This is a genomic window from Naasia sp. SYSU D00948 (genome assembly GCF_017916515.1).
GTDB lineage: Bacteria > Actinomycetota > Actinomycetes > Actinomycetales > Microbacteriaceae > Naasia.
Map to the genome: position 1 here is coordinate 951,874 of NZ_JAFMTA010000001.1, position 22,985 is coordinate 974,858.

Annotated in this window: 34 protein-coding genes; all 34 read right to left on the minus strand. The window is 69.6% G+C overall.

What is annotated here, in order from left to right; all coding sequences use genetic code 11:
* Window positions 1–110: 110 nt before the first annotated feature.
* Window positions 111–512, minus strand: coding sequence for a 30S ribosomal protein S11 (rpsK, locus tag J3P30_RS04425; protein ID WP_210479750.1), 402 nt, complete (start codon window positions 510–512; stop codon window positions 111–113).
* Window positions 513–572: 60 nt separating this feature from the next.
* Window positions 573–953, minus strand: coding sequence for a 30S ribosomal protein S13 (gene rpsM, locus J3P30_RS04430; RefSeq protein WP_210479751.1), 381 nt, complete (start codon window positions 951–953; stop codon window positions 573–575).
* A 167-nt stretch (window positions 954–1,120) separates the two neighbouring features.
* On the minus strand, window positions 1,121–1,234 hold the full coding sequence (gene rpmJ, locus J3P30_RS04435; RefSeq protein WP_210479752.1) for a 50S ribosomal protein L36: 114 nt from the start codon (window positions 1,232–1,234) through the stop codon (window positions 1,121–1,123).
* Between the two features lie 65 nt (window positions 1,235–1,299).
* Window positions 1,300–1,521, minus strand: a complete 222-nt coding sequence (infA, locus tag J3P30_RS04440; RefSeq protein ID WP_100365313.1) for a translation initiation factor IF-1 — start codon at window positions 1,519–1,521, stop codon at window positions 1,300–1,302.
* 210 nt (window positions 1,522–1,731) lie between these two features.
* The gene (locus J3P30_RS04445) at window positions 1,732–2,889 is read right to left on the minus strand and encodes a mannitol-1-phosphate 5-dehydrogenase (protein ID WP_210479753.1); all 1,158 of its coding nucleotides are present in this window, start codon (window positions 2,887–2,889) and stop codon (window positions 1,732–1,734) included.
* Window positions 2,886–3,326, minus strand: coding sequence for a PTS sugar transporter subunit IIA (locus J3P30_RS04450; RefSeq protein ID WP_210479754.1), 441 nt, complete (start codon window positions 3,324–3,326; stop codon window positions 2,886–2,888). The genes J3P30_RS04445 and J3P30_RS04450 overlap by 4 nt, the downstream gene beginning before the upstream one ends.
* A 64-nt stretch (window positions 3,327–3,390) precedes the next feature.
* Window positions 3,391–4,953 carry a PTS mannitol transporter subunit IICB gene (locus J3P30_RS04455; protein WP_210479755.1) on the minus strand — a complete coding sequence of 521 codons (1,563 nt, stop codon included), beginning with the start codon at window positions 4,951–4,953 and terminating at the stop codon, window positions 3,391–3,393.
* A 40-nt stretch (window positions 4,954–4,993) separates the two neighbouring features.
* Entirely contained in the window at window positions 4,994–6,649 is a 1,656-nt protein-coding gene (ptsP, locus tag J3P30_RS04460) for a phosphoenolpyruvate--protein phosphotransferase (protein ID WP_210479756.1), read from the minus strand.
* Complete coding sequence (locus J3P30_RS04465; protein ID WP_210479757.1) at window positions 6,646–6,912, minus strand: HPr family phosphocarrier protein; 267 nt, start codon at window positions 6,910–6,912, stop codon at window positions 6,646–6,648. Before J3P30_RS04465 ends, ptsP begins: the two co-directional genes overlap by 4 nt.
* A 315-nt stretch (window positions 6,913–7,227) precedes the next feature.
* Entirely contained in the window at window positions 7,228–7,818 is a 591-nt protein-coding gene (locus J3P30_RS04470; RefSeq protein WP_210479758.1) for an adenylate kinase, read from the minus strand.
* On the minus strand, window positions 7,815–9,137 hold the full coding sequence (gene secY / locus J3P30_RS04475) for a preprotein translocase subunit SecY (RefSeq protein WP_210479759.1): 1,323 nt from the start codon (window positions 9,135–9,137) through the stop codon (window positions 7,815–7,817). The genes J3P30_RS04470 and secY overlap by 4 nt, the downstream gene beginning before the upstream one ends.
* 98 nt (window positions 9,138–9,235) lie before the next feature.
* Window positions 9,236–9,808: a 50S ribosomal protein L15 gene (rplO, locus tag J3P30_RS04480; RefSeq protein ID WP_210479760.1), complete on the minus strand. Its 573-nt coding sequence runs from the start codon at window positions 9,806–9,808 to the stop codon at window positions 9,236–9,238.
* Complete coding sequence (gene rpmD / locus J3P30_RS04485; RefSeq protein ID WP_210479761.1) at window positions 9,808–9,993, minus strand: 50S ribosomal protein L30; 186 nt, start codon at window positions 9,991–9,993, stop codon at window positions 9,808–9,810. Before rpmD ends, rplO begins: the two co-directional genes overlap by 1 nt.
* Complete coding sequence (gene rpsE, locus J3P30_RS04490; protein ID WP_210479762.1) at window positions 9,993–10,700, minus strand: 30S ribosomal protein S5; 708 nt, start codon at window positions 10,698–10,700, stop codon at window positions 9,993–9,995. The genes rpmD and rpsE overlap by 1 nt, the downstream gene beginning before the upstream one ends.
* Window positions 10,697–11,068, minus strand: a complete 372-nt coding sequence (rplR, locus tag J3P30_RS04495) for a 50S ribosomal protein L18 (protein ID WP_210479763.1) — start codon at window positions 11,066–11,068, stop codon at window positions 10,697–10,699. Before rplR ends, rpsE begins: the two co-directional genes overlap by 4 nt.
* 2 nt (window positions 11,069–11,070) lie before the next feature.
* Complete coding sequence (gene rplF, locus J3P30_RS04500) at window positions 11,071–11,607, minus strand: 50S ribosomal protein L6 (RefSeq protein WP_210479764.1); 537 nt, start codon at window positions 11,605–11,607, stop codon at window positions 11,071–11,073.
* A 6-nt stretch (window positions 11,608–11,613) separates the two neighbouring features.
* The gene (rpsH, locus tag J3P30_RS04505; protein WP_210479765.1) at window positions 11,614–12,012 is read right to left on the minus strand and encodes a 30S ribosomal protein S8; all 399 of its coding nucleotides are present in this window, start codon (window positions 12,010–12,012) and stop codon (window positions 11,614–11,616) included.
* A 148-nt stretch (window positions 12,013–12,160) separates the two neighbouring features.
* Window positions 12,161–12,763 carry a 50S ribosomal protein L5 gene (gene rplE / locus J3P30_RS04510; RefSeq protein ID WP_210479766.1) on the minus strand — a complete coding sequence of 201 codons (603 nt, stop codon included), beginning with the start codon at window positions 12,761–12,763 and terminating at the stop codon, window positions 12,161–12,163.
* On the minus strand, window positions 12,763–13,122 hold the full coding sequence (gene rplX, locus J3P30_RS04515; protein ID WP_210479767.1) for a 50S ribosomal protein L24: 360 nt from the start codon (window positions 13,120–13,122) through the stop codon (window positions 12,763–12,765). The genes rplE and rplX overlap by 1 nt, the downstream gene beginning before the upstream one ends.
* Window positions 13,123–13,125: 3 nt before the next feature.
* Window positions 13,126–13,494, minus strand: a complete 369-nt coding sequence (rplN, locus tag J3P30_RS04520; RefSeq protein WP_210479768.1) for a 50S ribosomal protein L14 — start codon at window positions 13,492–13,494, stop codon at window positions 13,126–13,128.
* A gap of 31 nt (window positions 13,495–13,525) precedes the next feature.
* Window positions 13,526–13,876, minus strand: a complete 351-nt coding sequence (rpsQ, locus tag J3P30_RS15355) for a 30S ribosomal protein S17 (RefSeq protein WP_210479769.1) — start codon at window positions 13,874–13,876, stop codon at window positions 13,526–13,528.
* Window positions 13,876–14,205 carry a 50S ribosomal protein L29 gene (gene rpmC, locus J3P30_RS15360; protein ID WP_210479770.1) on the minus strand — a complete coding sequence of 110 codons (330 nt, stop codon included), beginning with the start codon at window positions 14,203–14,205 and terminating at the stop codon, window positions 13,876–13,878. Before rpmC ends, rpsQ begins: the two co-directional genes overlap by 1 nt.
* Window positions 14,205–14,624, minus strand: coding sequence for a 50S ribosomal protein L16 (gene rplP, locus J3P30_RS04535; RefSeq protein ID WP_210479771.1), 420 nt, complete (start codon window positions 14,622–14,624; stop codon window positions 14,205–14,207). The genes rpmC and rplP overlap by 1 nt, the downstream gene beginning before the upstream one ends.
* Window positions 14,625–14,626: 2 nt before the next feature.
* Window positions 14,627–15,400 carry a 30S ribosomal protein S3 gene (rpsC, locus tag J3P30_RS04540; RefSeq protein ID WP_210479772.1) on the minus strand — a complete coding sequence of 258 codons (774 nt, stop codon included), beginning with the start codon at window positions 15,398–15,400 and terminating at the stop codon, window positions 14,627–14,629.
* Window positions 15,400–15,792: a 50S ribosomal protein L22 gene (gene rplV / locus J3P30_RS04545; RefSeq protein WP_210479773.1), complete on the minus strand. Its 393-nt coding sequence runs from the start codon at window positions 15,790–15,792 to the stop codon at window positions 15,400–15,402. The genes rpsC and rplV overlap by 1 nt, the downstream gene beginning before the upstream one ends.
* Window positions 15,793–15,817: 25 nt before the next feature.
* Window positions 15,818–16,099, minus strand: coding sequence for a 30S ribosomal protein S19 (gene rpsS / locus J3P30_RS04550; RefSeq protein WP_210479774.1), 282 nt, complete (start codon window positions 16,097–16,099; stop codon window positions 15,818–15,820).
* A 12-nt stretch (window positions 16,100–16,111) separates the two neighbouring features.
* Window positions 16,112–16,948 (minus strand): 50S ribosomal protein L2, encoded by an 837-nt coding sequence (gene rplB / locus J3P30_RS04555; RefSeq protein ID WP_210479775.1) that lies wholly within the window; start codon window positions 16,946–16,948, stop codon window positions 16,112–16,114.
* Between the two features lie 19 nt (window positions 16,949–16,967).
* On the minus strand, window positions 16,968–17,267 hold the full coding sequence (gene rplW, locus J3P30_RS04560) for a 50S ribosomal protein L23 (RefSeq protein WP_210479776.1): 300 nt from the start codon (window positions 17,265–17,267) through the stop codon (window positions 16,968–16,970).
* A complete protein-coding gene (gene rplD / locus J3P30_RS04565) occupies window positions 17,264–17,914 on the minus strand; it encodes a 50S ribosomal protein L4 (protein ID WP_210479777.1) in 651 nt (216 codons plus the stop codon). Before rplD ends, rplW begins: the two co-directional genes overlap by 4 nt.
* Before the next feature lie 5 nt (window positions 17,915–17,919).
* Window positions 17,920–18,573, minus strand: a complete 654-nt coding sequence (gene rplC, locus J3P30_RS04570; protein ID WP_210479778.1) for a 50S ribosomal protein L3 — start codon at window positions 18,571–18,573, stop codon at window positions 17,920–17,922.
* Window positions 18,574–18,601: 28 nt separating this feature from the next.
* On the minus strand, window positions 18,602–18,910 hold the full coding sequence (rpsJ, locus tag J3P30_RS04575; RefSeq protein ID WP_210479779.1) for a 30S ribosomal protein S10: 309 nt from the start codon (window positions 18,908–18,910) through the stop codon (window positions 18,602–18,604).
* Window positions 18,911–20,003: 1,093 nt separating this feature from the next.
* Entirely contained in the window at window positions 20,004–20,912 is a 909-nt protein-coding gene (locus J3P30_RS04580) for a hypothetical protein (RefSeq protein WP_210479780.1), read from the minus strand.
* Between the two features lie 631 nt (window positions 20,913–21,543).
* Entirely contained in the window at window positions 21,544–22,527 is a 984-nt protein-coding gene (locus tag J3P30_RS04585) for a DNA topoisomerase IB (RefSeq protein WP_210479781.1), read from the minus strand.
* Window positions 22,527–22,973: a hypothetical protein gene (locus tag J3P30_RS04590; protein WP_210479782.1), complete on the minus strand. Its 447-nt coding sequence runs from the start codon at window positions 22,971–22,973 to the stop codon at window positions 22,527–22,529. Before J3P30_RS04590 ends, J3P30_RS04585 begins: the two co-directional genes overlap by 1 nt.
* Between the last annotated feature and the right edge of the window lie 12 nt (window positions 22,974–22,985).

The following is a 22,985-nucleotide window of genomic DNA, read 5'->3' on the forward strand; positions in this document are numbered from 1 at the left end:
CACTTCCGAGGTTGGGTGTGAAGTTGTGAAGCCTGCAGGCGCGGTCAGACGCGCCGAAACGCCCGGTGGCGAGGCGCAGGGCCCTCGCCACTCAGGCGGTGGCGGAATCGTCAGACGCGGCGGCGCTTGGGCGGCCGGCAGCCGTTGTGCGCCTGAGGCGTGACGTCGTTGATCGAGCCGACCTCGAGGCCCGCGGCTTGGAGCGAGCGGATGGCCGTCTCGCGGCCCGAGCCCGGGCCCTTCACGAAGACGTCCACCTTCTTCATGCCGTGCTCCTGCGCCTGGCGCGCGGCGGACTCGGCGGCGAGCTGCGCGGCGAACGGGGTCGACTTGCGGCTGCCCTTGAAGCCGACGCCGCCCGAGGACGCCCAGCTGATCACGGCGCCGGTGGTGTCGGTGATGGAAACGATCGTGTTGTTGAACGTCGACTTGATGTGGGCCTGACCCACAGCGATGTTCTTCTTCTCCTTGCGGCGCGGCTTGCGGCCGGCGCTCGCCTTGGGTGCTGCCATGTGGCTCTGCTCTCCTGAAACTTCGGAACCGGGTTGCGGTGCGGCGGATGCCGCAGCCTGCTACTTGCGGCCGGCCTTCTTCTTGCCGGCGACGGTGCGCTTCGGGCCCTTGCGGGTGCGCGCGTTGGTCTTGGTGCGCTGACCGCGCACGGGCAGGCCGCGGCGGTGACGCAGGCCCTCGTAGCTGCCGATCTCGACCTTGCGGCGGATGTCGGCGGCGACCTCGCGACGGAGGTCACCCTCCACCTTGAACGTGCCTTCGATGTGGTCGCGGAGAGCGACGAGCTGGTCGTCGGTCAGGTCCTTGACCCGGATGTCGCCGCTGATCCCGGTGACGCTGAGCGTCTGGAGGGCGCGGGTACGGCCGATGCCGTAGATGTACGTGAGGGCGACCTCCACGCGCTTGTCGCGCGGGATGTCGACGCCGGCGAGACGTGCCATGTCTGGCTACTCCTTGCAGAAGTTCGGAGGTGTGGAGCGGATCCGGTGCCCGGGCCTCCGACCCGAGGTGTCCCCCACTTCCGTGGGTTCTGGAACCGCCTGATTTCTATTGAGTTGGAAACGACCGGAATCGGGAGCCCGGAGACTCCCGATTCCCGGAAGCTTGTTCAGCCCTGCCGCTGCTTGTGCCGGGGGTTCTCGCAGATCACCATGACCTTGCCATGGCGGCGGATCACCTTGCACTTGTCGCAGATGCGCTTGACGCTGGGGTTGACCTTCATGTTCTTTCCTTCGCTGGCCTCGTGCCTCTCTCCGGCGGAGAGGGGCCGTTCCTTTCCAGCAGCTGCTACTTGTAGCGGTAGACGATCCGGCCGCGCGTCAGGTCGTAGGGGCTGAGCTCGACGATCACCCGGTCCTCCGGGAGGATCCGGATGTAGTGCTGTCGCATCTTGCCCGAGATGTGGGCGAGGACCTTGTGTCCGTTGCTCAGCTCGACGCGGAACATCGCGTTGGGCAGAGCTTCGAGCACCGAGCCCTCGATCTCGATTACGCCGTCCTTCTTGGCCATAGCCTCACTTCAATGCAAGCAGAATCTGCTGGTCGTGCGGGATGATTGCGATGCCGCCCCAGCGCACGACGAGACGATTGACTCGCTGACGAAGAGGGGGATGGACCTAGGCGGTCCGGGCACCAACGAGCAATCCTAGGTGAAAACCGGCGCAGACGCCAGCCGACCCGCTCAAGCTCGTCAGGAGAGGGAACGCGGGGTCCCCTCGGCCTATTCCCTCCCGGCCGCGCGGGCAGCCCGGGCCGCGTCGACGGCCTCTTCGACCTGGGCGAGCAGGGGCGACCCCGGTTCGAGTCCCGTGATCTCCTGCGCCAGGTCGGCGGAGGGCCGATCGCCGGCGAGCAGCTCCTGCAGGCGGACGCTCTCCTGGTCCTCGGGCACGTCGAAGCGGAGGGCCGCGCCGATCGCCCGGACCAGCGCGTCCGCGCTCCTCCCCCGCTCCACGAGCTCCGCGGCGGGGCCGACGAAGCGCTCGTGACGGCTCAGCTTGCGCAGCGGCGCCCTGCCCACCCGTTCCACCGTGTCGGACAGGGCGGGGTTGGCGAAGCGATCCAGGTTCTTCCGCAGGTACTTCTCCTGCTGCTCAGCGGGGAAGCCGTGCTTCGCGACGAGGAGCTCCTTGGTCTCGGCGAGCACCGCCTCCACCTCCGAGGCGACCTCGGGGATCGCGAGGGCATCGACGAGCGTGTGGGCGCCGCGCACGAAGCCGTGGTACGCGAGCGTGGCGTGACCGGTGTTGACGGTGAAGAGCTTCCGCTCGATGTAGGGGCGGAGGTCGTCGACGAAGGTCGCGTCGGGGATGTCCGGGACCTTCCCTCCGAAGGGTCGCTTCTCGATGACCCACTCGAAGAAGTCCTCGACCGTGACGTCGAGGCCGGCGTCCGGGTCCTGGCCGGGCACGATCCGGTCCACCGCGGTGTTCGCGAACACGGCCTTGCGCAGCACGGACTCGTCGACGAGCATCTCGATCTCCTCGCGGAGGAGGTCGGTGGCGCCGATCGCGTTCTCGCAGGCCATCACCTGCAGCGGGGCGGCCCCGGGCTTGCGGGCGCGCAGACCCTCGGCGATGACCGGGGCGATGAACTTCAGGATGCTCGGACCGACCGCGGTGGTGACGACGTCGGCGGTGGCCACCTCCCGGACGACCTCGGCCTCGGCACTCCGGCTGTTGAGGGCGCGGTAGTTCGTGACGGTCCACTCCCGCGCCTCAGGCCCCACCTCGTGCACGCGGTAGCTCGGGGTGGCGGCCAGCGCGTCGATGAGCTCGGCGTTGACGTCCGCGAAGACGACCTCGTACCCGGCGTTGTGCAGGATCAGGCCGACGAACCCACGCCCGATGTTGCCGGCCCCGAAGTGGACCGCCTTCACGCGGCGTCCTCGCTCAGGTCGCCGAGCAGGTCGAGCAGCTCCTCCGGCGTCTTCGCGGCGAGCAGCTTCTCCACGTCGTCCTCCTCGCTGAACACGAGCGCGAGCTTGCTGAGGATGCCGAGGTGCTCGTTGTTCTGACCGGCGATGCCGATCACGAACCGGACCTCGTTCCCCGCCCAGTCGAGGGGGGAGTCGTACCGGATGATGGCGAGCGCCGAGCGGAGGATCTCGTCCTTCGACTCGTTCGTGCCGTGCGGGATGGCGAGGTAGTTGCCCATGTACGTCGACACGGTCCTCTCCCGGTCGAACATCGCGTCGACGTAGGCGGGCTGCACCGCCCCCGCGGAGACGAGCATGGCGCCCACGTCGCGGATCGCGTCGTCGCGGTTGGTGGCGGTTCCGTGCAGGTCGATCCGGTCGAGCTCGAGAACGCTCATGGTCTCTCCTCCTTCTCCGGACGGCTGCGGGGAGAGCCGAGGCCCTCCCCGCAGCGTCCGTCTCTCACTTGTTGCGGTTCGCGACTTCCTGGACGACCTCGTCGTAGCGAGGGCTGTTCATGAAGTTGTCCACCGAGACGTGCTCGGCGTGCGGGGCCTGCCGCTCGGCGCGGGGCGTGAGCTCGCGCTGCGTGATCACGAGGTCGGCGCTGTCGTCGAGGTTCGCGATCGCCTTGTTGACGACCGTGACGCCCTCGATGCCGGCCTTCTTGATCTTGTTGCGCAGCACCGTGGCACCCATCGCGGAGGACCCCATGCCCGCGTCGCACGCGAACACGATGTTCCTCAGCGGCTTCCGATCGGTCGCGACGCCGCCCGCGGCGCCCGCACCCGCTCCGGAACCGGTGCCCTCCTCGGCGGCGGCCTCGGCTCCGCCGACGATCCCGGCCCCCACGTTCTGGGCGCTGCCCGGCTCGCGGGAGGTGCCGAGGTTCGACAGGACCGAGCTCTCCTTGCCCTTCTGGGCCTGGGTGGCGGCGATCGCGGCGGACATGTCGCCCGCGCCCTCGCGCTCGAGGTCGCGCTTCCGGCTCGCCCGCAGGATCACGGACGCGACGAGGAAGGTGACGAGGGCCGACAGGACGACCGACAGGATCACGCCCAGGTAGCTGTCGCTCGCCGTCTGGATCAGCACCGCGAAGATGCTGCCGGGCGAGGCCGGAGCGCGGAGGCCGGACTGGAAGATCACGTTCGTGAACACTCCGGTCATGCCGCCCGCGATCATCGCGACGATGAGGAGGGGCTTCGCGAGCACGTAGGGGAAGTAGATCTCGTGGATGCCGCCGAGGAACTGGATGATGATCGCGCCCGGCGCGCTCGCCCGGAACATGCCGATGCCGAACACCGCGAACGCGAGCAGGAGGCCGAGGCCGGGGCCGGGGTTCGCCTCGAGCAGGAACAGGATGCTCTTGCCGTCCTCGAGCGACTGCTGGACGCCGAGCGGAGTCAGCACGCCCTGGTTGATCGCGTTGTTGAGGAAGAGGACCTTGCCGGGCTCGATGAAGAGGCTGACGAGAGGCAGCAGGTTGAGGCTCACGAGCCAGTCGACGGCGGCCTCGATCAGTCCGCTGAGTCCCGTCACGAGCGGGGCGATGGCGAAGAACGCGACGACCGCGAGGATGCCGCCGAGGATGCCGGCCGAGAAGTTGTTCACGAGCATCTCGAAGCCGGGCTTGATCTTGCCGTCCCAGATGCGGTCGACGTGCTTCATGATCCAGGCCGCGCCGGGGCCGACGATCATGGCTCCCATGAACTGCGGGATGTCGCTGCCGACGATCACGCCCATCGTCGCGATCGTGGCCACGACCCCGCCTCTGGTGTCGTAGACCATCCGCCCGCCCTGGTTGGCGATGAGGAGGGGCAGCAGGTAGGTGATCATCGGGCCGACGAGCCCGCCGAGGGTCTCGTTCGGCGTCCATCCGGTCGGGATGAAGAAGGCGGTGATGAGGCCCCAGGCGATGAAGGCCGCGATATTGGGCAGGACCATCCCCGAGAGGAAGGTCCCGAACCGCTGCACGTGCACCCGCGCGCCTCTGCGGCGGGGCTCGGCGGTTGACGTCGCTGTCATGTGTCGTTACTCCTGTTCGGCTGTGTCGGGGAGGGAGAGGTCAGGCGGGGAGGAGGGCGCGGACGGCTGCGCGCGCTCCGGCGGCGTCCTCCGCGGTGAGCGCCGCCTCGGCGAGCGCGGCGGCCTGCTCGCGGGTGTGCTGCAGCAGCTCGGCCCGGACGTCGCCGAGCGCGGCGGGCGACATCGACAGCGACGTCGCTCCGAGCCCGACGAGGACGACGGCGAGCAGCGGGTCCGCTGCGGCCTCGCCGCAGATCCCGACCGGCTTGCCGAGCGCCTCGCCGGCGCGGCCCACCTCGCGGATGAGCCGGAGGACCGCCGGGTGCCACGGGTCCTGGAAGGACGCGACGGAGCCGAGCAGCCGGTCGGCGGCGAGCGTGTACTGCGTGAGGTCGTTGGTGCCGATGCTCGCGAAGTCCGCCTCGGTGAGGACGCGGTCGGCGAGCAGCGCCGACGAGGGCACCTCGACCATGACTCCAGCGGTGCGGATGCCGAGCTCGCGGGCGAGGGCGACGAAGTATCGCGTCTCCTCGACCGTCGACACCATCGGCGCCATGACCCAGAGGTCGGCGTCGCTCTCGGACTGCGCGCGGGCGAGCGCGGTGAGCTGCTCGCGGAGGATGTGCTCGCTGGCTCGCAGGGCCCGCAGGCCCCGCAGCCCCAGGGCGGGGTTCTCCTCGGGCGCGTCGTTGAGGAAGCTCAGCGGCTTGTCCGCCCCTGCATCCAGCACGCGGACGACGACCTTCTTGCCGGGGAAGCCGCGGAGGAGCTTCGAGTAGTGCGTGTACTGCTGGGCGACGGTCGGGGCGGCCTTCGCGTCGAGGAAGAGGAACTCGGTCCGGAACAGCCCGACGCCCTCTGCTCCCGCCTTCACCGCGCCCTCGACCCCGTCCGCGGAGCCCAGGTTCGCGAGCAGCGGGATCGGGGTGCCGTCGGCGAGCGCGCCCGGGCCCACCGGGACCGAGGCCCGTGCCGCCCGGCGTTCCGCCTCGGCCTGTGCCGCCGAGATCTCCTCCGCCGTCGGGTCGACGGTGATCGAGCCGGTCGATGCATCGGCGATCACGACCGTCCCGTCCGTGAGGTCGAGCGCGCCGTGCGCGCTGACGATCGCCGGGATCGACTTCTCGCGGGCGAGGATCGCGGTGTGCGATGTCGGGCCGCCCTCGCTCGTGACGACCGCGAGGACCTTCTCGAGGTCGAGGAGCGCGGTGTCCGCGGGCGCGAGGTCGCGCGCGACGAGGACGAACGGGGTGTCGCTCTCCGGGACGCCGGGGGCGGCCACACCCGAGAGGCGGGCGATGACACGCTGCGACACGTCGTCGAGGTCGGTGGCCCGCTCGGCCATGTAGCCCCCGATGCCGAGGAGCATGTCCCGGAAGCCGGCGAACGCCTCGAACACGGCGCGCTCGGCGGTGGCGCCGCCTTCGACGCGGGTGTCGATGTCGCTGCGGAGCGTCGGATCGTCGGCCATGAGGGCCTGGGCCTCGAGCACCTCCTGCGCCTTGCCGCCCGCCTTCTCACCGCGGCCGCGGATGTCGGCGGCGGTACCGGCGAGCGCGTGCGTCACGCGCTCCTTCTCCGCGTCCGGCCCGATCGTGCTGGACAGGGTGGCGGGCTCCGGGAGCTTGTCCGGCATCCGCAGGACGGGACCGACGACGATGCTGCGGCCGATCCCGACGCCCTGGAGACTGCTCATGCTGCGTCGTGGTCGGTGGTGAGCAGGCCGGTGAGCTCGTCGAGGACCTGCTCCGCGCCCTCGCCCTCCACTCCCAGCTCGACCTCGTCGCCGTGGTCGATCCCCAGGGAGATGACCCCGAGGATGCTGGCGGCGTTGACCGATCGACCGTTCTTCGCGATCGTGACGGGGACGCCTGCCTTGGCGGCGGCCTGCGTGAAGATGGCGGCGGGCCTCGCGTGCAGCCCGTGGGCGGACGCGACGACGACGGTGCGAGAGGGCACGGCTACTCCTTAGATCCGATGGTCCGGAGTCCACGCTAGGCGGCGCGCGCGGCCGGGAATGAGGGCTTGCATCCCGCGCGCTCGCGCCCCTCGTGATACGAGGACGTGCGGGGATGAGGTGCACACCACTCCGGTGTCCGCCATGTCGACCTCCGCGCGTCCTTCTCCAGGCGCCAGTGTCCTCCTCCGCCAGGGTCGCCGACTAGAGGGCACGGCGGCGAGCCGTGGAGCGCGCCCGCGGATCGCGGTCTGATGCCGCGGTCGGAGGACCACCGCGCGGTCTACGCGGCGCCATCGGCGCCGCGAGTGCGAGCGCTACGCGGCGGGTGCGGTGATGCCGAGCCCGTCGAGGGCCTGCACGATGCGGTCGGTGACCTCGTCGATGGAGCCGAGGCCGTCGACGCTCACGAGGACCCCCCGCGAGGCGAAGAGGTCGATGAGCGGGGCGGTCTGCTCCGCGTACACCTCGAGGCGGCGCCGGATCACGTCCTCGGTGTCGTCGCTGCGGCCCTGCTCCTTCGCGCGGCGCAGGAGCCGCTGCACGGTCTCCTCGTGGTCGGCGGTGAGCTGGATGACCGCGTCGAGGCTCTCCCCTCGCTCGGCGAGGTACTCGTCGAGGCTGCGGACCTGGGCGATCGTCCGCGGGTAGCCGTCGAGCAGGAACCCGCCGGTCGCGTCGGCGGCGGAGAGGCGGTCCTTCACCAGGTCGTCCGTGACCGAGTCGGGAACGTATTCCCCGCGGTCCATGTACGACTTGGCGAGCACGCCGAGCTCGGTGCCGTTCCGCACGTTGTCGCGGAAGATGTCGCCCGTCGACACGGCCGGCACGTCGAGGCGCACGGACAGGCGCGCGGCCTGCGTGCCCTTGCCGGCGCCGGGCGGGCCGATGATGAGCAGCCGGCTCACCGCAGCAGTCCCTCGTAGTGCCGCTGCTGGAGCTGCGAGTCGATCTGCTTCACCGTCTCGAGGCCGACGCCGACGATGATGAGGATCGACGCGCCGCCGAACGGGAAGTTCTGGTTCGCCCCGACCCACACGAAGGCGATGAGCGGGATGAGCGCGATGAGGCCCAGGTAGATCGAGCCGGGCAGCGTCACCCGGGTCAGCACGTAGTCGAGGTACTCCGCCGTCGGCCGTCCCGCCCGGATGCCGGGGATGAAGCCCCCGTACTTCTTCATGTTGTCGGCGACCTCCTCGGGGTTGAAGGTGATCGCGACGTAGAAGTACGTGAACCCGACGATGAGCAGGAAGTACAGGAGCATGTAGAGCGGGTGGTCGCCCTGGGTCAGGTAGTTCTGGATCCAGGTCACCCACGCCTGCGGCGGCTGGCCGGCGGCAGGCTGGTTGAACTGCGCGACGAGGGCCGGCAGGTACAGCAGCGACGAGGCGAAGATGACCGGCACGACGCCCGCCATGTTCACCTTGATCGGGATGTACGTGTTGTTGCCGCCGTAGGTGCGCCGCCCGACCATCCGCTTGGCGTACTGCACGGGGATGCGCCGCTGGCTCTGCTCGACGAACACGACGGCCGCGACGATGAGCAGGCCGATCGCGATGACCAGGACCATGATCTCGATGCCCTGCGCCTGGCCGATCGCCCACAGGGACTGCGGGAACGTCGCCGCGATCGAGGTGAAGATGAGCAGCGACATGCCGTTGCCGATGCCGCGCTCGGTGATGAGCTCGCCGAGCCACATGATGAGGCCGGTGCCGGCCGTCATCGTGACGACCATGAGCAGGATCGCGTACCACGCGTCGTTCGTGATCAGCTGCGCGCAGGCGGGGTCGCTGTTCTGCGGGAAGAGGGCGCCGCTGCGGGCCACGGTGATCAGCGTCGTGGACTGGAGCACGCCGAGCGCGATCGTGAGGTAGCGCGTGTACTGGGTCAGCTTGGCCTGGCCGGCCTGACCCTCCTTGTACAGCGACTCGAAGTGCGGGATGACCACCCGCAGCAGCTGGGTGATGATCGACGCCGTGATGTACGGCATGATCCCCAGCGCGAAGATGGAGAGCTGCAGGAGCGCGCCGCCGCTGAACAGGTTGACGAGCTCGTAGAGGCCCGACGTGCCCTGGTTCTGGGCGAGGCACTGCTGGACGTTCGCGAAGTCGACGAACGGGGCCGGGATGAACGACCCGAGCCGGAAGAGCGCGACGATGCCCAGCGTGAAGCCGATCTTGCGTCGGAGGTCGGGCGTGCGGAAGATCCGCCCAATTGCTCGGAACACGCTGGTCTGCCTGCTTTCAGTGGTGATACACGACGTGGCCGGGGGGTGTCCCCGGCCACGTCGAATGCTGCGAGCGGGAGCCTGGCGCTCCCCGCGGTCTACTTGACGGAGCCGCCTGCGGCGACGATCTTCTGCTCCGCGGAGCCGGAGACCTTGTCGACCGCGACGTTCAGCTTAACCGCAATGTCGCCGGTGCCGAGCACCTTTACCTTCTCGTTCTTGCGGACGGCGCCCTTCGCCACGAGGTCGCCGACGGTCACGTCGCCACCCTGCGGGTAGAGCTCCGCGAGCTTGTCCAGGTTCACGACCTGGTACTCGACGCGGAACGGGTTCTTGAAGCCGCGCAGCTTCGGGGTGCGCATGTGCAGCGGCATCTGGCCGCCCTCGAAGCCGGGGTTCACCTGGTAGCGGGCCTTCGTGCCCTTGGTGCCACGGCCCGCGGTCTTGCCCTTCGAGCCCTCACCGCGGCCGACCCGGGTGCGCTCCTTGCGGGCACCCGCGGCGGGACGGAGGTGGTGGACCTTGAGGACGCGCTCGCGCGCGGCCGTCGTCTCGCCCGCCTTCGCGGCCTTGGGCGCCTCCGCGGCGCTCACGGCCTCGGCGGCCGGCTTGCGCGTGCGGGGCTTCTTCGGCGCCTCGGCGCCGGTCTCCTGAGTGGTCTCGTCGGCCATCAGTCGATCTCCTCAACCTTCACGAGGTGAGCGACGGTGCGGACGTAGCCGCGGTTCTGCTCGGTGTCCTCGCGCTCGACGCTCTGGCCGATGCGCTTGAGACCGAGCGACCGCAGCGTGTCGCGCTGGTTCTGCTTCTCGCTCACCGTGGACTTGATCTGGGTCACCTTCAGTCGGGCGGCCATCAGGCACCTACCTTCACGTCGGCGGCGTGCGCGGCGGCCTCGGCCTCGGCGCGCTGCAGCTGGGCGGGGATCACCCGGTCGATGTCGAGCCCGCGGCGCGCGGCGACGGAGCGGGGCTCCTCCAGGCGCTTCAGGGCGTCGACCGTCGCGTGCACGATGTTGATCGTGTTGCTCGAGCCGAGGGACTTCGAGAGGACGTCGTGGATGCCGGCGCACTCGAGGACGGCGCGGACCGGGCCACCCGCGATGACGCCGGTACCGGCGGCGGCGGGACGGAGGAGGACCACACCGGCGGCCGCCTCACCCTGCACGGGGTGCGGGATGGTGCTCGCGACGCGGGGGACGCGGAAGAAGTTCTTCTTCGCCTCCTCGACGCCCTTGCTGATGGCGGTCGGAACCTCGCGGGCCTTGCCGTAGCCGACGCCGACGAGTCCGTTGCCGTCGCCGACGATCACCAGGGCGGTGAAGCTGAAGCGGCGGCCGCCCTTGACGACCTTCGACACGCGGTTGATCGTGACGACGCGCTCGAGGAACTGGCTGTCCCGGCCTCCGTCACGGCCGCCACGGTCGTTGCGGGGGCTGCGCTCCCGGCTGCCGCGACGCTGCTCGCGCGGCTCGTTGCGGGTGTCCGTCGACGGAGCGGAGCCCGCCGAGGTCTCGACCAGCGTCTCGCTGGTCTCGTTGTTCGTGCTGCTCACGTCGCTCACAGGCTGAGCCCACCTTCCCGAGCTCCATCCGCGATGGCCGCGACGCGGCCCGCGTACTTGTTTCCTCCACGGTCGAACACGACCGCCTCGATGCCCGCCGACTTCGCACGCTCGGCGAGGAGCTCGCCGACCTTGCGCGCCTTGGCGGTCTTGTCGCCCTCGAACACCCGGAGGTCCGCCTCGAGCGTGGACGCCGACGCGAGGGTGTGGCCCTTCGTGTCGTCGACGACCTGGACGAAGACGTGCCGCGCGGAACGGGTCACGACGAGGCGCGGCCGCTCGGCCGTGCCGGTGATCTTCTTGCGCAGGCGGCTGTGGCGACGGTCGCGCGCAGCCGACTTGCTGGTGCCACGGATGACGGTGGCCATGATTACCTACCTGACTTTCCGGTCTTGCGCCGAACCGCTTCGCCCGCGTAGCGGACGCCCTTGCCCTTGTAGGGCTCCGGCTTGCGGATCTTGCGGATGTTCGCGGCGACCTCGCCCACGGCCTGCTTGTCGATGCCGTTGACGGTGAGCTTGTTGTTGCCGTCCACCTGGAAGCTGATCCCGGCGGGCGGGGTCACGATCACCGGGTGGCTGAAGCCGAGGGCGAACTCGATGTCGGTGCCGCGCGCCATGACGCGGTAGCCGGTGCCGACGACCTCGAGGCTCTTCGAGTAGCCCTGGGTGACGCCGATGATGTTGTTGGCGATCAGGGTGCGCGTGAGGCCGTGCAGCGAGCGCGAGGAGCGCTCGTCGTCCGGACGGGTCACGAGGACCTGGCCGTTCTCGACGGCGACCTCGATGGGACGGGCGACCTCGTGGGTGAGCTCGCCCTTGGGGCCCTTGACGGTGACGGCCGTGCCGTTCACCGTGACGTCCACCCCCGCGGGGATGTCGATGGGGAGTCTTCCGATTCGCGACATGTCAGGTCACCACACGTAGGCGAGGACTTCCCCACCCACGCCCTTCTTCGACGCCTGGCGGTCCGTGAGGAGGCCCGACGAGGTGGACAGGATCGCGACGCCGAGGCCGCCGAGAACCTTCGGGATCTCGTTGCTCTTGGCGTACACGCGGAGGCCGGGCTTCGAGACCCGCTTGATGCCGGCGATGCTTCGCTCACGGTTGGGGCCGTACTTGAGGTCGAGCACGAGCGTCTTGCCGACGCGCGCGTCCTCGACACGCCAGTCGGCGATGTAGCCCTCCGCCTTCAGGATGTCGGCGATGTGGCCCTTGAGCTTCGAGTGAGGCAGGGAGACCTGCTCGTGGTAGGCCGAGTTCGCGTTGCGCAGCCGCGTGAGCAGGTCTGCGACCGGATCGGTCATGGTCATGGAGTGTGTTTCCTTCGTTCACCAGGTTTCGGACACCGTCGTGGCGAGCACTGCGCGGCGGACGACCTGTGGTGGTTGCGGTCCGAGTAGCCGAAGCCCGGAAGGGGCTCCGGCATTCCCGGATCTCGTGACTTTGTCCAGTTGAGGGTCAGGCGCTCTGGTCCTGGTTCCGGAACGGGAAGCCGAGCGCGCGGAGCAGAGCCCGGCCCTCGTCGTCCGTCTTGGCCGTGGTCACGACGGTGATGTCGAAGCCGCGGACGCGGTCGATCCGGTCCTGGTCGATCTCGTGGAACACGCTCTGCTCCTGGAGACCGAAGGTGTAGTTGCCGTTGCCGTCGAACTGCTTGTCCGACAGGCCGCGGAAGTCGCGGATGCGGGGCAGCGCGAGCGAGATCAGGCGGTCCAGGAACTCCCAGGCGCGGTCGCCGCGCAGCGTCACGTGGGCGCCGATCGGCTGACCCTCGCGCAGCTTGAACTGCGCGATGGACTTGCGGGCCTTGGTCACCTGCGGCTGCTGGCCGGTGATCTTGGTGAGGTCCGCAACGGCGCCGTCGATGATCTTGCTGTCGCGCGCGGCGTCGCCGACGCCGGTGTTCACGACGACCTTGACGAGGCCCGGCACCTGGTGCACGTTCGAGTAGCCGAACTGCTCGGTGAGGGCCGCGATGATCTCGCTGCGGTACTTCTGCTTCAGGCGCGGCTGGACCTTGGCGGGCGAACCAGTCTGCGCGGCAGTAGCGGTGTCGGTCATTACAGGTCCTTACCTGACTTCTTGGCGTAGCGGACGCGGACGTTCTTGGTCGCGCCGTCCTTCGTCACCTGCTCGACCCGGTGGCCGACGCGGGTCGGCTTCTTGGTCTCCGGGTCGACGAGGGCCACGTTGGAGATGTGGATGGGCGCCTCGTGGGTCTCGATGCCGCCCGTCTTGCTGCCGCGCTGCGTCTGGCCGACGCGCACGTGCTTGGTGACGAAGTTGACGCCCTCGACGACCACCCGGTTCTGGTCCACGAGGACCTCGATCACGCGCCCCTGCTTGCCGCGGTCACCGCCGCGCTTCTGGCTGGAGCCCGAGATCACCTGGACGAGGTCGCCCTTCTTGATCTTGGCCATGGGTCAGATCACCTCCGGTGCGAGCGACACGATCTTCATGAACTTCTTGTCGCGCAGCTCGCGGCCCACCGGGCCGAAGATGCGCGTGCCGCGCGGGTCGCCGTCGTTCTTGAGGATGACGGCGGCGTTCTCGTCGAACTTGATGTAGGAGCCGTCCTGGCGACGCGTCTCCTTGACGGTGCGCACGACGACGGCCTTGACGACATCGCCCTTCTTGACGTTGCCGCCGGGGATCGCGTCCTTGACCGTGGCGACGATGACGTCACCGAGGCCGGCGTAGCGCCGGCCGGAGCCGCCGAGGACGCGGATCGTGAGCAGCTCCTTGGCGCCGGTGTTGTCGGCGACCTTGAGCCGGGATTCCTGCTGAATCACTTCTTCTCTCCTGCTTCCGCTCGGGCCCGGCCTACTTGGCCTTCTCGAGGATCTCGACGAGGCGCCAGCGCTTCGTGGCCGAGAGCGGCCGCGTCTCGCTGATCACCACGAGGTCCCCGATGCCGGCCGAGCCCTGCTCGTCGTGCGCCTTCACCTTGGAGGTGCGGCGGATGACCTTGCCGTAGAGCGGGTGCTTCACGCGGTCCTCGACCTCGACGACGATGGTCTTCTCCATCTTGTCGCTGACGACGTAGCCGCGGCGCACCTTGCGGTAGCCGCGCTCGCCCTCGGCGCGCACGTCGTGCTCGGCGGACTCGTGGCCCGGCCTCACGTCGGTGGACGCGGACGCGGCAGCCGCGCCCTTCGTCTCTGCCTTCGCCATTACTTGGTCTCCTCAGCGGTCTCAGCAGCCGCATCGGCGGCCGGAGCCTCCGACTTCTTGGTGCGGCTCTTCTTCTCCGCCTTGGCGGGAGCCTCGACAGGCGCCGGGGTGGCGCGGATGCCGAGCTCACGCTCGCGGATCACGGTGTAGATGCGGGCGATGTCCCGCTTGACCGCCCGAAGGCGGCCGTGGCTCTCGAGCTGACCGGTGGCCGACTGGAAGCGCAGGTTGAACAGCTCCTCCTTGGCCTTCTTCAGCTCCTCGACGAGGCGCTCGTCCTCGAAGGTGTCGAGCTCGGTGGGGGCGAGCTCCTTGGATCCGACGGCCATTACGCGTCGCCCTCCTCGCGCTTGATGATGCGTGCCTTCAGGGGCAGCTTGTGGATGGCCCGGGTCAGCGCCTCACGAGCGAGCTGCTCGTTGACGCCGGCGACCTCGAAGAGGACGCGGCCCGGCTTGACGTTGGCGACCCACCACTCGGGGGAGCCCTTGCCGGAGCCCATGCGGGTCTCGGCGGGCTTCTTCGTGAGGGGACGGTCGGGGTAGATGTTGATCCACACCTTGCCGCCACGCTTGATGTGACGCGTCATGGCGATACGAGCGGACTCGATCTGCCGGTTCGTCACGTAGGCGGGCGAGAGGGCCTGGATGCCGAACTCACCGAAGCTCACCTTGGTGCCACCGGTCGCCTGACCGGCGCGGCCCGGGTGGTGCTGCTTGCGGAACTTGACCTTGCGGGGGATCAGCATGATTACGCGCTCGCTCCTTCTGCGGCCGGCGCACCGGCGTCGGTCCGGGGTCCGCGACCGCGGCCACCGCGATCGCGGTCGTCACGGCGCTCCGGACGCTGGGACCGCTGGCTCGCCTGCTCGCGCGCCAGCTCCTTGTTCGTGATGTCGCCCTTGTAGATCCACACCTTCACGCCGATGCGGCCGAACGTCGTCTTGGCCTCGTAGAAGCCGTAGTCGATGTTCGCGCGGAGGGTGTGCAGGGGCACGCGGCCCTCGCGGTAGAACTCGCTGCGGCTCATCTCCGCACCGCCGAGGCGGCCGGACACCTGCACCCGGACGCCCTTGGCGCCGGCGCGCTGGGCGCCCTGGAGGCCCTTGCGCATCGCGCGGCGGAAGGCCACACGAGCGGAGAGCTGCTCCGCGATGCCCTGGGCGACGAGCTGGGCCTCGGCCTCGGGGTTCTTGACCTCGAGGATGTTCAGCTGGATCTGCTTGCCGGTCAGCTTCTCGAGGTCGGCGCGGATGCGCTCGGCCTCGGCGCCGCGGCGGCCGATGACGATGCCCGGGCGCGCCGTGTGGATGTCCACGCGGACGCGGTCGCGGGTGCGCTCGATCTCGATGCGGGCGACGCCCGCACGGTCGAGCGAGTTCTGCAGCATCCGCCGGATCTTGACGTCCTCAGCGACGTAGTCGCTGTACTTCTGACCGGCCTTGGTGCTGTCCGAGAACCAGCGCGACACGTGGTCGGTGGTGATCCCGAGACGGAAACCGTACGGATTGACTTTCTGTCCCATTACTTGCTCGCCTTCTTGGCAGCCTTGCCGGCCGCGACGACGTCGGGCGTGGCCAGGACCACGGTGATGTGGCTGGTGCGCTTGTTGATCCGGAACGCGCGGCCCTGCGCCCGCGGCTGGAACCGCTTGAGCGTGGTGCCCTCGTCGACGAACGCCTTCGAGATCACGAGGTCCTGCTCGTCGAGGAACGTGTTCTCGGCGTCGGCCTTCACTCGGGCGTTCGCGATCGCCGAGGCGACCAGCTTGTAGACCGGCTCGCTCGCGCTCTGCGGCGCGAACTTCAGGATCGCGAGGGCCTCCGTGGCCTGCTTGCCCCGGATGAGGTCGACGACACGACGAGCCTTCTGGGGGGTCACGCGGATGTGTCGCACGCGGGCGATCGACTCCACCATCTCTTCTCCTCCTTCGTCACCGCGACTAGCGGCGACGGCCCTTCTTGTCGTCCTTCTCGTGGCCACGGAAGGTGCGGGTCGGGGCGAACTCGCCGAGCTTGTGCCCGACCATGGTCTCCGTCACGAAGACGGGGATGTGCTTGCGGCCGTCGTGCACCGCGATCGTGTGGCCGAGCATGGCCGGGACGATCATGGAGCGGCGCGACCACGTCTTGATCACGTTCTTGCTGCCCGACTCGTTCGCGACCTGCACCTTGCGGAGCAGGTGGTCGTCGACGAAGGGGCCCTTCTTGAGACTGCGAGGCATGTCCTTCTCCTACTAGCGCTTCTTGCCGACGGTGCGACGACGAACGATGAGCTTGTCGCTCTCCTTGTTGGGGTGCCGGGTGCGGCCCTCGGGCTGACCCCACGGGCTGACCGGGTGGCGACCACCGGAGGTCTTGCCCTCACCACCACCGTGCGGGTGGTCGATCGGGTTCATCGCGACGCCGCGGACGGTCGGGCGGACGCCCTTCCAGCGCTTGCGGCCGGCCTTGCCCCAGTTGATGTTCGACTGCTCGGAGTTGCCGACCTCGCCGATGGAGGCGCGGCAGCGGGCGTCGACGTTGCGGATCTCGCCGCTCGGCAGGCGGAGCTGCGCGTAGGGGCCGTCCTTCGCGACGAGGCGGACGCTGGCGCCGGCGGAGCGGGCCATCTTCGCGCCGCCGCCGGGGCGGAGCTCGATCGCGTGGATCACGGTGCCCACGGGGATGTTGCGGAGCGGCAGGTTGTTGCCCGGCTTGATGTCCGCGGACGGACCGGACTCGACGATGTCGCCCTGGCGGAGGCGGTCCGGCGCGAGGATGTAGCGCTTGGTGCCGTCCACGAAGTGCAGCAGCGCGATGCGCGCGGTGCGGTTCGGGTCGTACTCGATGTGCGCGACCTTGGCGTTCACGCCGTCCTTGTCGTCACGACGGAAGTCGATGACGCGGTACTGGCGCTTGTGGCCACCACCGATGTGACGGGTCGTGATGCGGCCCTGGTTGTTGCGGCCACCGGTCTTGGCGAGCGGCTTGAGCAGCGACTTCTCCGGCGTGGACCGCGTGATCTCAGCGAAGTCCGCGACGGACGAGCCGCGGCGACCCGGGGTCGTGGGCTTGTACTTGCGAATAGCCATGTTCTGGTTCCTCCCGGGCCTAGCCGACAGCCGTGAAGATGTCGATGGTGCCGGACTTGAGCGTGACGATGGCGCGCTTGGTGTCCTTGCGCTTGCCGAGGCCGAACTTCGTCCGGCGCGTCTTGCCCTGGCGATTGATGGTGTTCACCGAGGCGACCTGGACGTTGAAGATCTTCTCGATCGCGAGCTTGATCTCCGTCTTGTTCGACCGGGGGTCGACGACGAAGGTGTACTTGCCCTCGTCGATCAGGCCGTAGCTCTTCTCGGAGACGACGGGCGCGATGATGACGTCGCGCGGGTCCTTGTTGTAGCCGCTCACGCGGTCACCTCCGTGTCGTTCTTGGTCTTCGCCGCGACGAAGGCCTCGTAGGCGGACTTCGTGAAGACGATGTCGTCGGAGACGAGCACGTCGTACGCGTTGAGCTGGTCCCAGGTGAGGACGTGCAGCGACTTGAGGTTGCGCACGCTCTTCCAGGCGACCTCGTCCGCGCGGTCGAGGACCACGAGCACGTTCTTGCCGGGCGCGACGCGGGCGATGAGCTCGGCCGCCGTCTTCGTCGAGGGGGTGTCCCCGCCGACGAGCGAGTCGACGACCTGGAGGCGGCCGCCGCGGGCGCGGTCGGAGAGGGCGCCGAGGAGGGCCGCGGCGATCATCTTCTTGGGGGTGCGCTGCGCGTAGTCGCGCGGCACGGGCCCGTGGACGATGCCACCGCCGCGGTGCTCGGGCTGGCGGATCGAGCCCTGACGGGAGCGGCCGGTGCCCTTCTGCTTGAACGGCTTGACGCCGGAGCCGGAGACCTCGCCCCGGTTCTTGGTCTTGTGCGTGCCCTGGCGAGCCGCGGCGAGCTGGGCCACGACGACCTGGTGCAGCAGCGGCACGTTGGCCGGGACGTCGAAGATCGCGGCGGGCAGGTCGACCGAGCCGGCCGAGGTTCCCGCGGCGGTCTGGATGTCGAGCGAAGCCATGGTCGTCAGGCTCCCTTCACAGCGTTGCGGACGAAGACGAGGCGGCCGCGGGCACCGGGGACGGCGCCCTTGACGAGCAGCAGACCCTTCTCGGCGTCGACGGCCTGGACCTCGAGGTTCAGGACGGTCGTGCGCTCGCCACCCATGCGGCCGGCCATGCGCATCCCCTTGAAGACGCGGCTCGGCGTCGACGACGCACCGATGGAGCCGGGCTTGCGGTGGTTGCGGTGGGCACCGTGGGAGGCGGAGACGCCCTGGAAGTTGTGGCGCTTCATGACACCGGCGGTGCCCTTGCCCTTGCTGGTGCCGACGACGTCGACCTTCGCGCCGGCCTCGAACACGTCGACACCGAGCTCCTGGCCGAGCGTGTACTCGGCGGCGTCAGCGGTGCGGACCTCGGTGAGGTGGCGGCGCGGGGTGACCCCGGCCTTGTCGAAGTGGCCGGCGGCGGGCTTGTTGACCTTGCGCGGGTCGATCGAGCCGGCGGCGAGCTGGACGGCCGCGTAGCCGTCGACCTCGGGGGTGCGGATCTGGGTCACGACGTTCGGGGTGATCTGGATCACGGTGACGGGCACGAGCTTGCCCTGCTCGTTCCAGACCTGGGTCATCCCGAGCTTCGTGCCGAGCAGACCCTTGAAAGTCCTGGTGGCGGTAGACATGCGATTCCTCAGTGATTCGCTCTGGGCGTCAGAGCTTGATCTCGATGTTGACGTCGGCGGGGAGGTCGAGGCGCATGAGCGAGTCGACCGCCTTCGGCGTCGGGTCGATGATGTCGATCAGGCGCTTGTGGGTCCGCATCTCGAAGTGCTCGCGGCTGTCCTTGTACTTGTGCGGCGAGCGGATCACGACGACCACGTTCTTCTCCGTGGGCAGCGGAACCGGTCCGACGACGCTCGCGCCCGCACGGGTCACGGTGTCGACGATCTTGCGCGCCGAGGTGTCGATGACCTCGTGGTCGTACGACTTGAGTCGGATGCGGATCTTCTGTCCGGCCATCTGTCACTCGCTCTCTTGATTCGCTGCGGACCTGGCGGTCCGCGCTGTTTGTCGTTCACGACCCGAGGTCGTGCACTGCTGTCGTTCACGCCCTCGGTCGTGGCGTCGTGTTCGTTCCCTCGGGCCTCGCGGCCCTCCGGAAGCCCGTGCACCTGACGGCACACGGAAGCTCGCAGCACTGTTCTTCTGTCAACGGGCCGGCCGCACCGGATTCCGGCGCACGCGGACGCGCACCGAGATGTTCTGGAGTGGCTGGCCTGCACTCACCGGTCCGCACGCGGCGGAGGGAGCGCCTGTTCTCCTGCCTGCGGCCTAGCCCTCGTCCCGTCCGGGGGAGCTATGCACTGCCTGGCAGTGACCCGGAGCGCGCGCCTCGCACTGCACCCCGGGATGTGGAACTAGAAGAGTTTAGCCTCCGCCCTCGTGACCCTGCAACCCGGGCGTGTCGCGCCCGGTCGCGGCGGTGCTGAGCGGCGGTCGGCTGCCGTCTCCGGTGGCCGTTCCGAGGGGTGCAACCGGCCCTGCGGCACCGTTGTTCCCGTGTCCGCGCCCCCGTTCGTGCCGGTGGGAAGTGGCGGCGGTGGAGGTGGTGAGTGGTGGTGCGGCGAAGTGGCGGCGCCGTCGCGGCGCCGGCGGTGCGGCGGAGTGGCGGCGTCGACGGACGCGGCGAAGGTGGCGGCGTCGGAGTGGCGGCGTCGACGGACGCGGCGAAGGTGGCGGCGTCGGTGGGCGTGGCGTCTCCCGAAGCGATGCTCCCCGTAGCGCCGAGTGCCTCTCCTACCGCCGACCGCTCCCTCGCCCGCCGAGTGCCTCTCCTACCGCCGACCGCTCCCTCGCCCGCCGAGTGCCTCTCCTACCGCCGAGCGATCCCTCACGCGCCGAGTGCACCTCGTGCGGCGGGCGCACTCGGTGATTCGGGGGGCACTCGGAAACCCCGAGTGCGTTTAGCACCCGCCGAGCGCTCCCCTCCATGAGCGCTTCCCGCACCGCCGAATGCCCCTCCTACCGCCGAGCGATCCCGCGCGCGCCGAGTGCACCCAGTGCAGCGGGCGCATTCGGTGGGGCGGGGCGCACTCGTGCACGCCGAGTGCGCTCAGCGCCCGCGAACGCGCGGCACTCCCGCCCTGGCCAGAATCGAGTCGAGCCGTCGGCGGTCACGGAGGTCGTCCCACGTCCACCTCGCGACGTGCTTGCGCACGCGACGGATGTCGTCCTCCCGGTTCTTCTCGTCGATGACGACCTGCTCGGGCGTGCGACCCTTCCGGTACTCGTCGCGCTTGTACTTGACGCTGCCGTCGAACTCGCCGACCACGCCTTCGCTGGTCCACTCGAAGTCCACCACGCCGACACACCGCTGGCTCAGATAGACGGGCGCCTGCAGCCGGGGCGCGACGAACCCGAGCTCCGCGATGACGACCCGAGACCAGGACTCTCCAACTGACTGTGACAGCGGATCGGCGAACCCGAGAACGCGAGCAGCGCGGCGGATGCCTCGGCTCCCCGGTGGCAGCAGGCTAAGCAGCTCCGCGAAGTCGTCCCTCGATCCCGGGTAGCGTGCGAAGACGGCATCCGCCACCACCACGCCTTCGGCGAAGCTCCGGCCGAGCGCGATGTCGAGCGCGGTCCGTGCGGGCGAGGTGCAGAGCAGTCCGTTCACCGGCACGACGTCGACTGCATCGACGGAGACACTGTGACGAGCCACGTCGCCCTTGCTCCTGCCCCCGGCTGTCGGTCCCACGACCACGTGGACGAGTGCGGGCCACGGCCGCAGCGAGGGGAGCCCGAGCATCCGGAGGGCGGACTCGTGCGAGAAGACCAGCGGCCCCTGGAGCGCCGTCGCAGCGGCCCGGATCCGGATCGAGTACCGCTGATCGAGGCCGGCCGTCCGCCAGGTGCCGGCGTCGGCATAGATGCCGCGGCGGAGTCGCTCGAGATCCCCGCCACTTTTCGCACGGCGCTCCGGATGCTCCTCCCCTGTCGCTCGGAGGAGTCGGGTGGTCATCAGCGGCGCGTCGGATTCCACGCGGTGATCTTCTTCGGCTCTCGACGGTGTCAACCGCCGGTCCGCGAGGCGGTGGGCCGCCGGCGCGAGATCCGCGTGTGGAGGAGCGAGCCGGTGGTCGCGCTGCGACGGAGGCGGTGAGGATCGTCTGATCCTCGTCCCCCGGCGTTCAGTATCGCTCAGTGCACCCTGACGCGCCTACTGCACCTCGGGCACGAGGCGCCGTCGGTGCTGCGTGGAGCGCCGGGCGAGGAAGGACGCATCCGGCGAGGAGAGGCGCATCCGGCGAGGAAGGACGCATCCGGCGGGATAGTGGGGGGGCCCGCATGGGCGGGGAAACCCAAGCGGTGAAGATCGCGTTGACGCATCCTTCTGCGGCGCACTCGGTGTTGCTCAGTGCACCCGGGAGCACCCAGTGCACCCCTGCCACAGGCCGCGCCCGGCGTTGCGAGGAGCAATCGGCGGGGAAGGGCGCACTCGACGCCGGGGAGGGCGCACCGGGCGCCCGGGAGGGCGCGGCGCGCTCGGCGCTCGGCGCGGCGCGCTCGACGGAACCCGCGCTCGTCGACGCGCAACCCGCGCTCGACGCAACCCGCGCTCGGCACCGGAGGGGGCGCGGCCGCCGGCGGCGTCAGTCGCCCGGGTAGAGGAGGGCGCGGACCTCGCTCTCCGCCTGCTTCGGGCGGTCCGGGTCGATCGTCTCGCCCTTCTCGTAGTGCTCCACCACCCGGGGGTCCACGTAGCTCGCCCGGGCCACCGTCGGGGTGTTGCCGAGGACCTCGGACGCGTCGCGCATCGCCTTCGCGACCGCCTTCTTGCGCTTCGCCGGGCTCGGCTGCGGTCCCTGCTCGGCGAGGCTCTTCGCCGCCTCCACCGTCCCGTGCAGCGTTCGGAAGTCCTTCGCCGTGAAGTCGCCGCCCGTCCGCTCCCGGACGTAGTCGTTGATGTCGGCCGCCGAGAGCGGATGCCAGCCGCGCTCGTCCTTCCACGCGAGCAGCCGCGCGGTCGGCCCCCGCCGCTTGAGCGATCGGACGACCTTCGCGAGGTCGGCGTCGGGCTCGAGGTCCGAGTCCCATTCCTGCCCGCTCTTGCCGGGGAAGCGCAGCTTCACGACATCGCCGCTGACGGTCACGTGCGAGCCGAGCAGCGTCGAGAGGCCGTGGCTGCCGTGCTCCTTCTCGTACTGCTCGGACCCGACGCGGAGGGAGCCGTTGTCGAGCATCCGGAACGCGGCTGCGAGGGCCCGCTCCTTCGTCGGCCCCTCGGAGTGCAGGTCCTTGGTCACCCGGGCGCGTGCCGTCCGCAGCACCTCGGAGAGCCGCAGGGCGCGGTCGTACTTGACCTTGTCCTTCTTCTCCCGCCAGTACGGGTGGTACATGTACTGCTTGCGCCCGGTCCTGTCGAAGCCGATCGCCTGGATGTGGCCGTTGTCGTACGGCGCGATCCACACGTTCGTCCAGGCCGGCGGGATGCCGAGGGAGTCGAACCGCTCCTTGAGCTCGGGATCCGTGACCGGACGGCCGTCCGTCAGGGAGTGGTAGGAGAAGCCCTTGCCTCTCCGGCGCCGGGTGTACCCGTCCTTCGCCCCGACGATGGAGCGGCGGAGGCGGACCATCAGGCGGCCGCGACGCCCACGGCGGGACGGCGCCGGAACAGGACCAGGTGGGCCAGGGCGAGCGACACGAGCCCGGCGACGCAGAACAGGGCGACGTATACGGCCGCGATGGCCATCACGAACGCGGCCCAGCCGCCCTGGGAGAGCCCGAAGACAACCCAGAAGCCCAGGGTCAGCGCGGCCACGATGAGCGTGACGCCCATCCCGATCAGCAGGCGCACGGTGACGGTGCGGTTCCGCACGAGGACATCGACCAGCACCAGCACCACGGCCCAGATCGCGAACGGGAGCCCCACGAACGTGAGGACGGCCCGGGGGCCGTCGTCGAGGAAGGCGGCTCCCGGCGACGCGGCGGCGCCCAGAGCGAGCAGTCCCGCTCCGAGGAAGAGCAGGACCGCGGTGAGGACGATCGTCGTGAGCGTCCCCGCGAGGACCCGGCCTGGCATGTCGCCGATTCT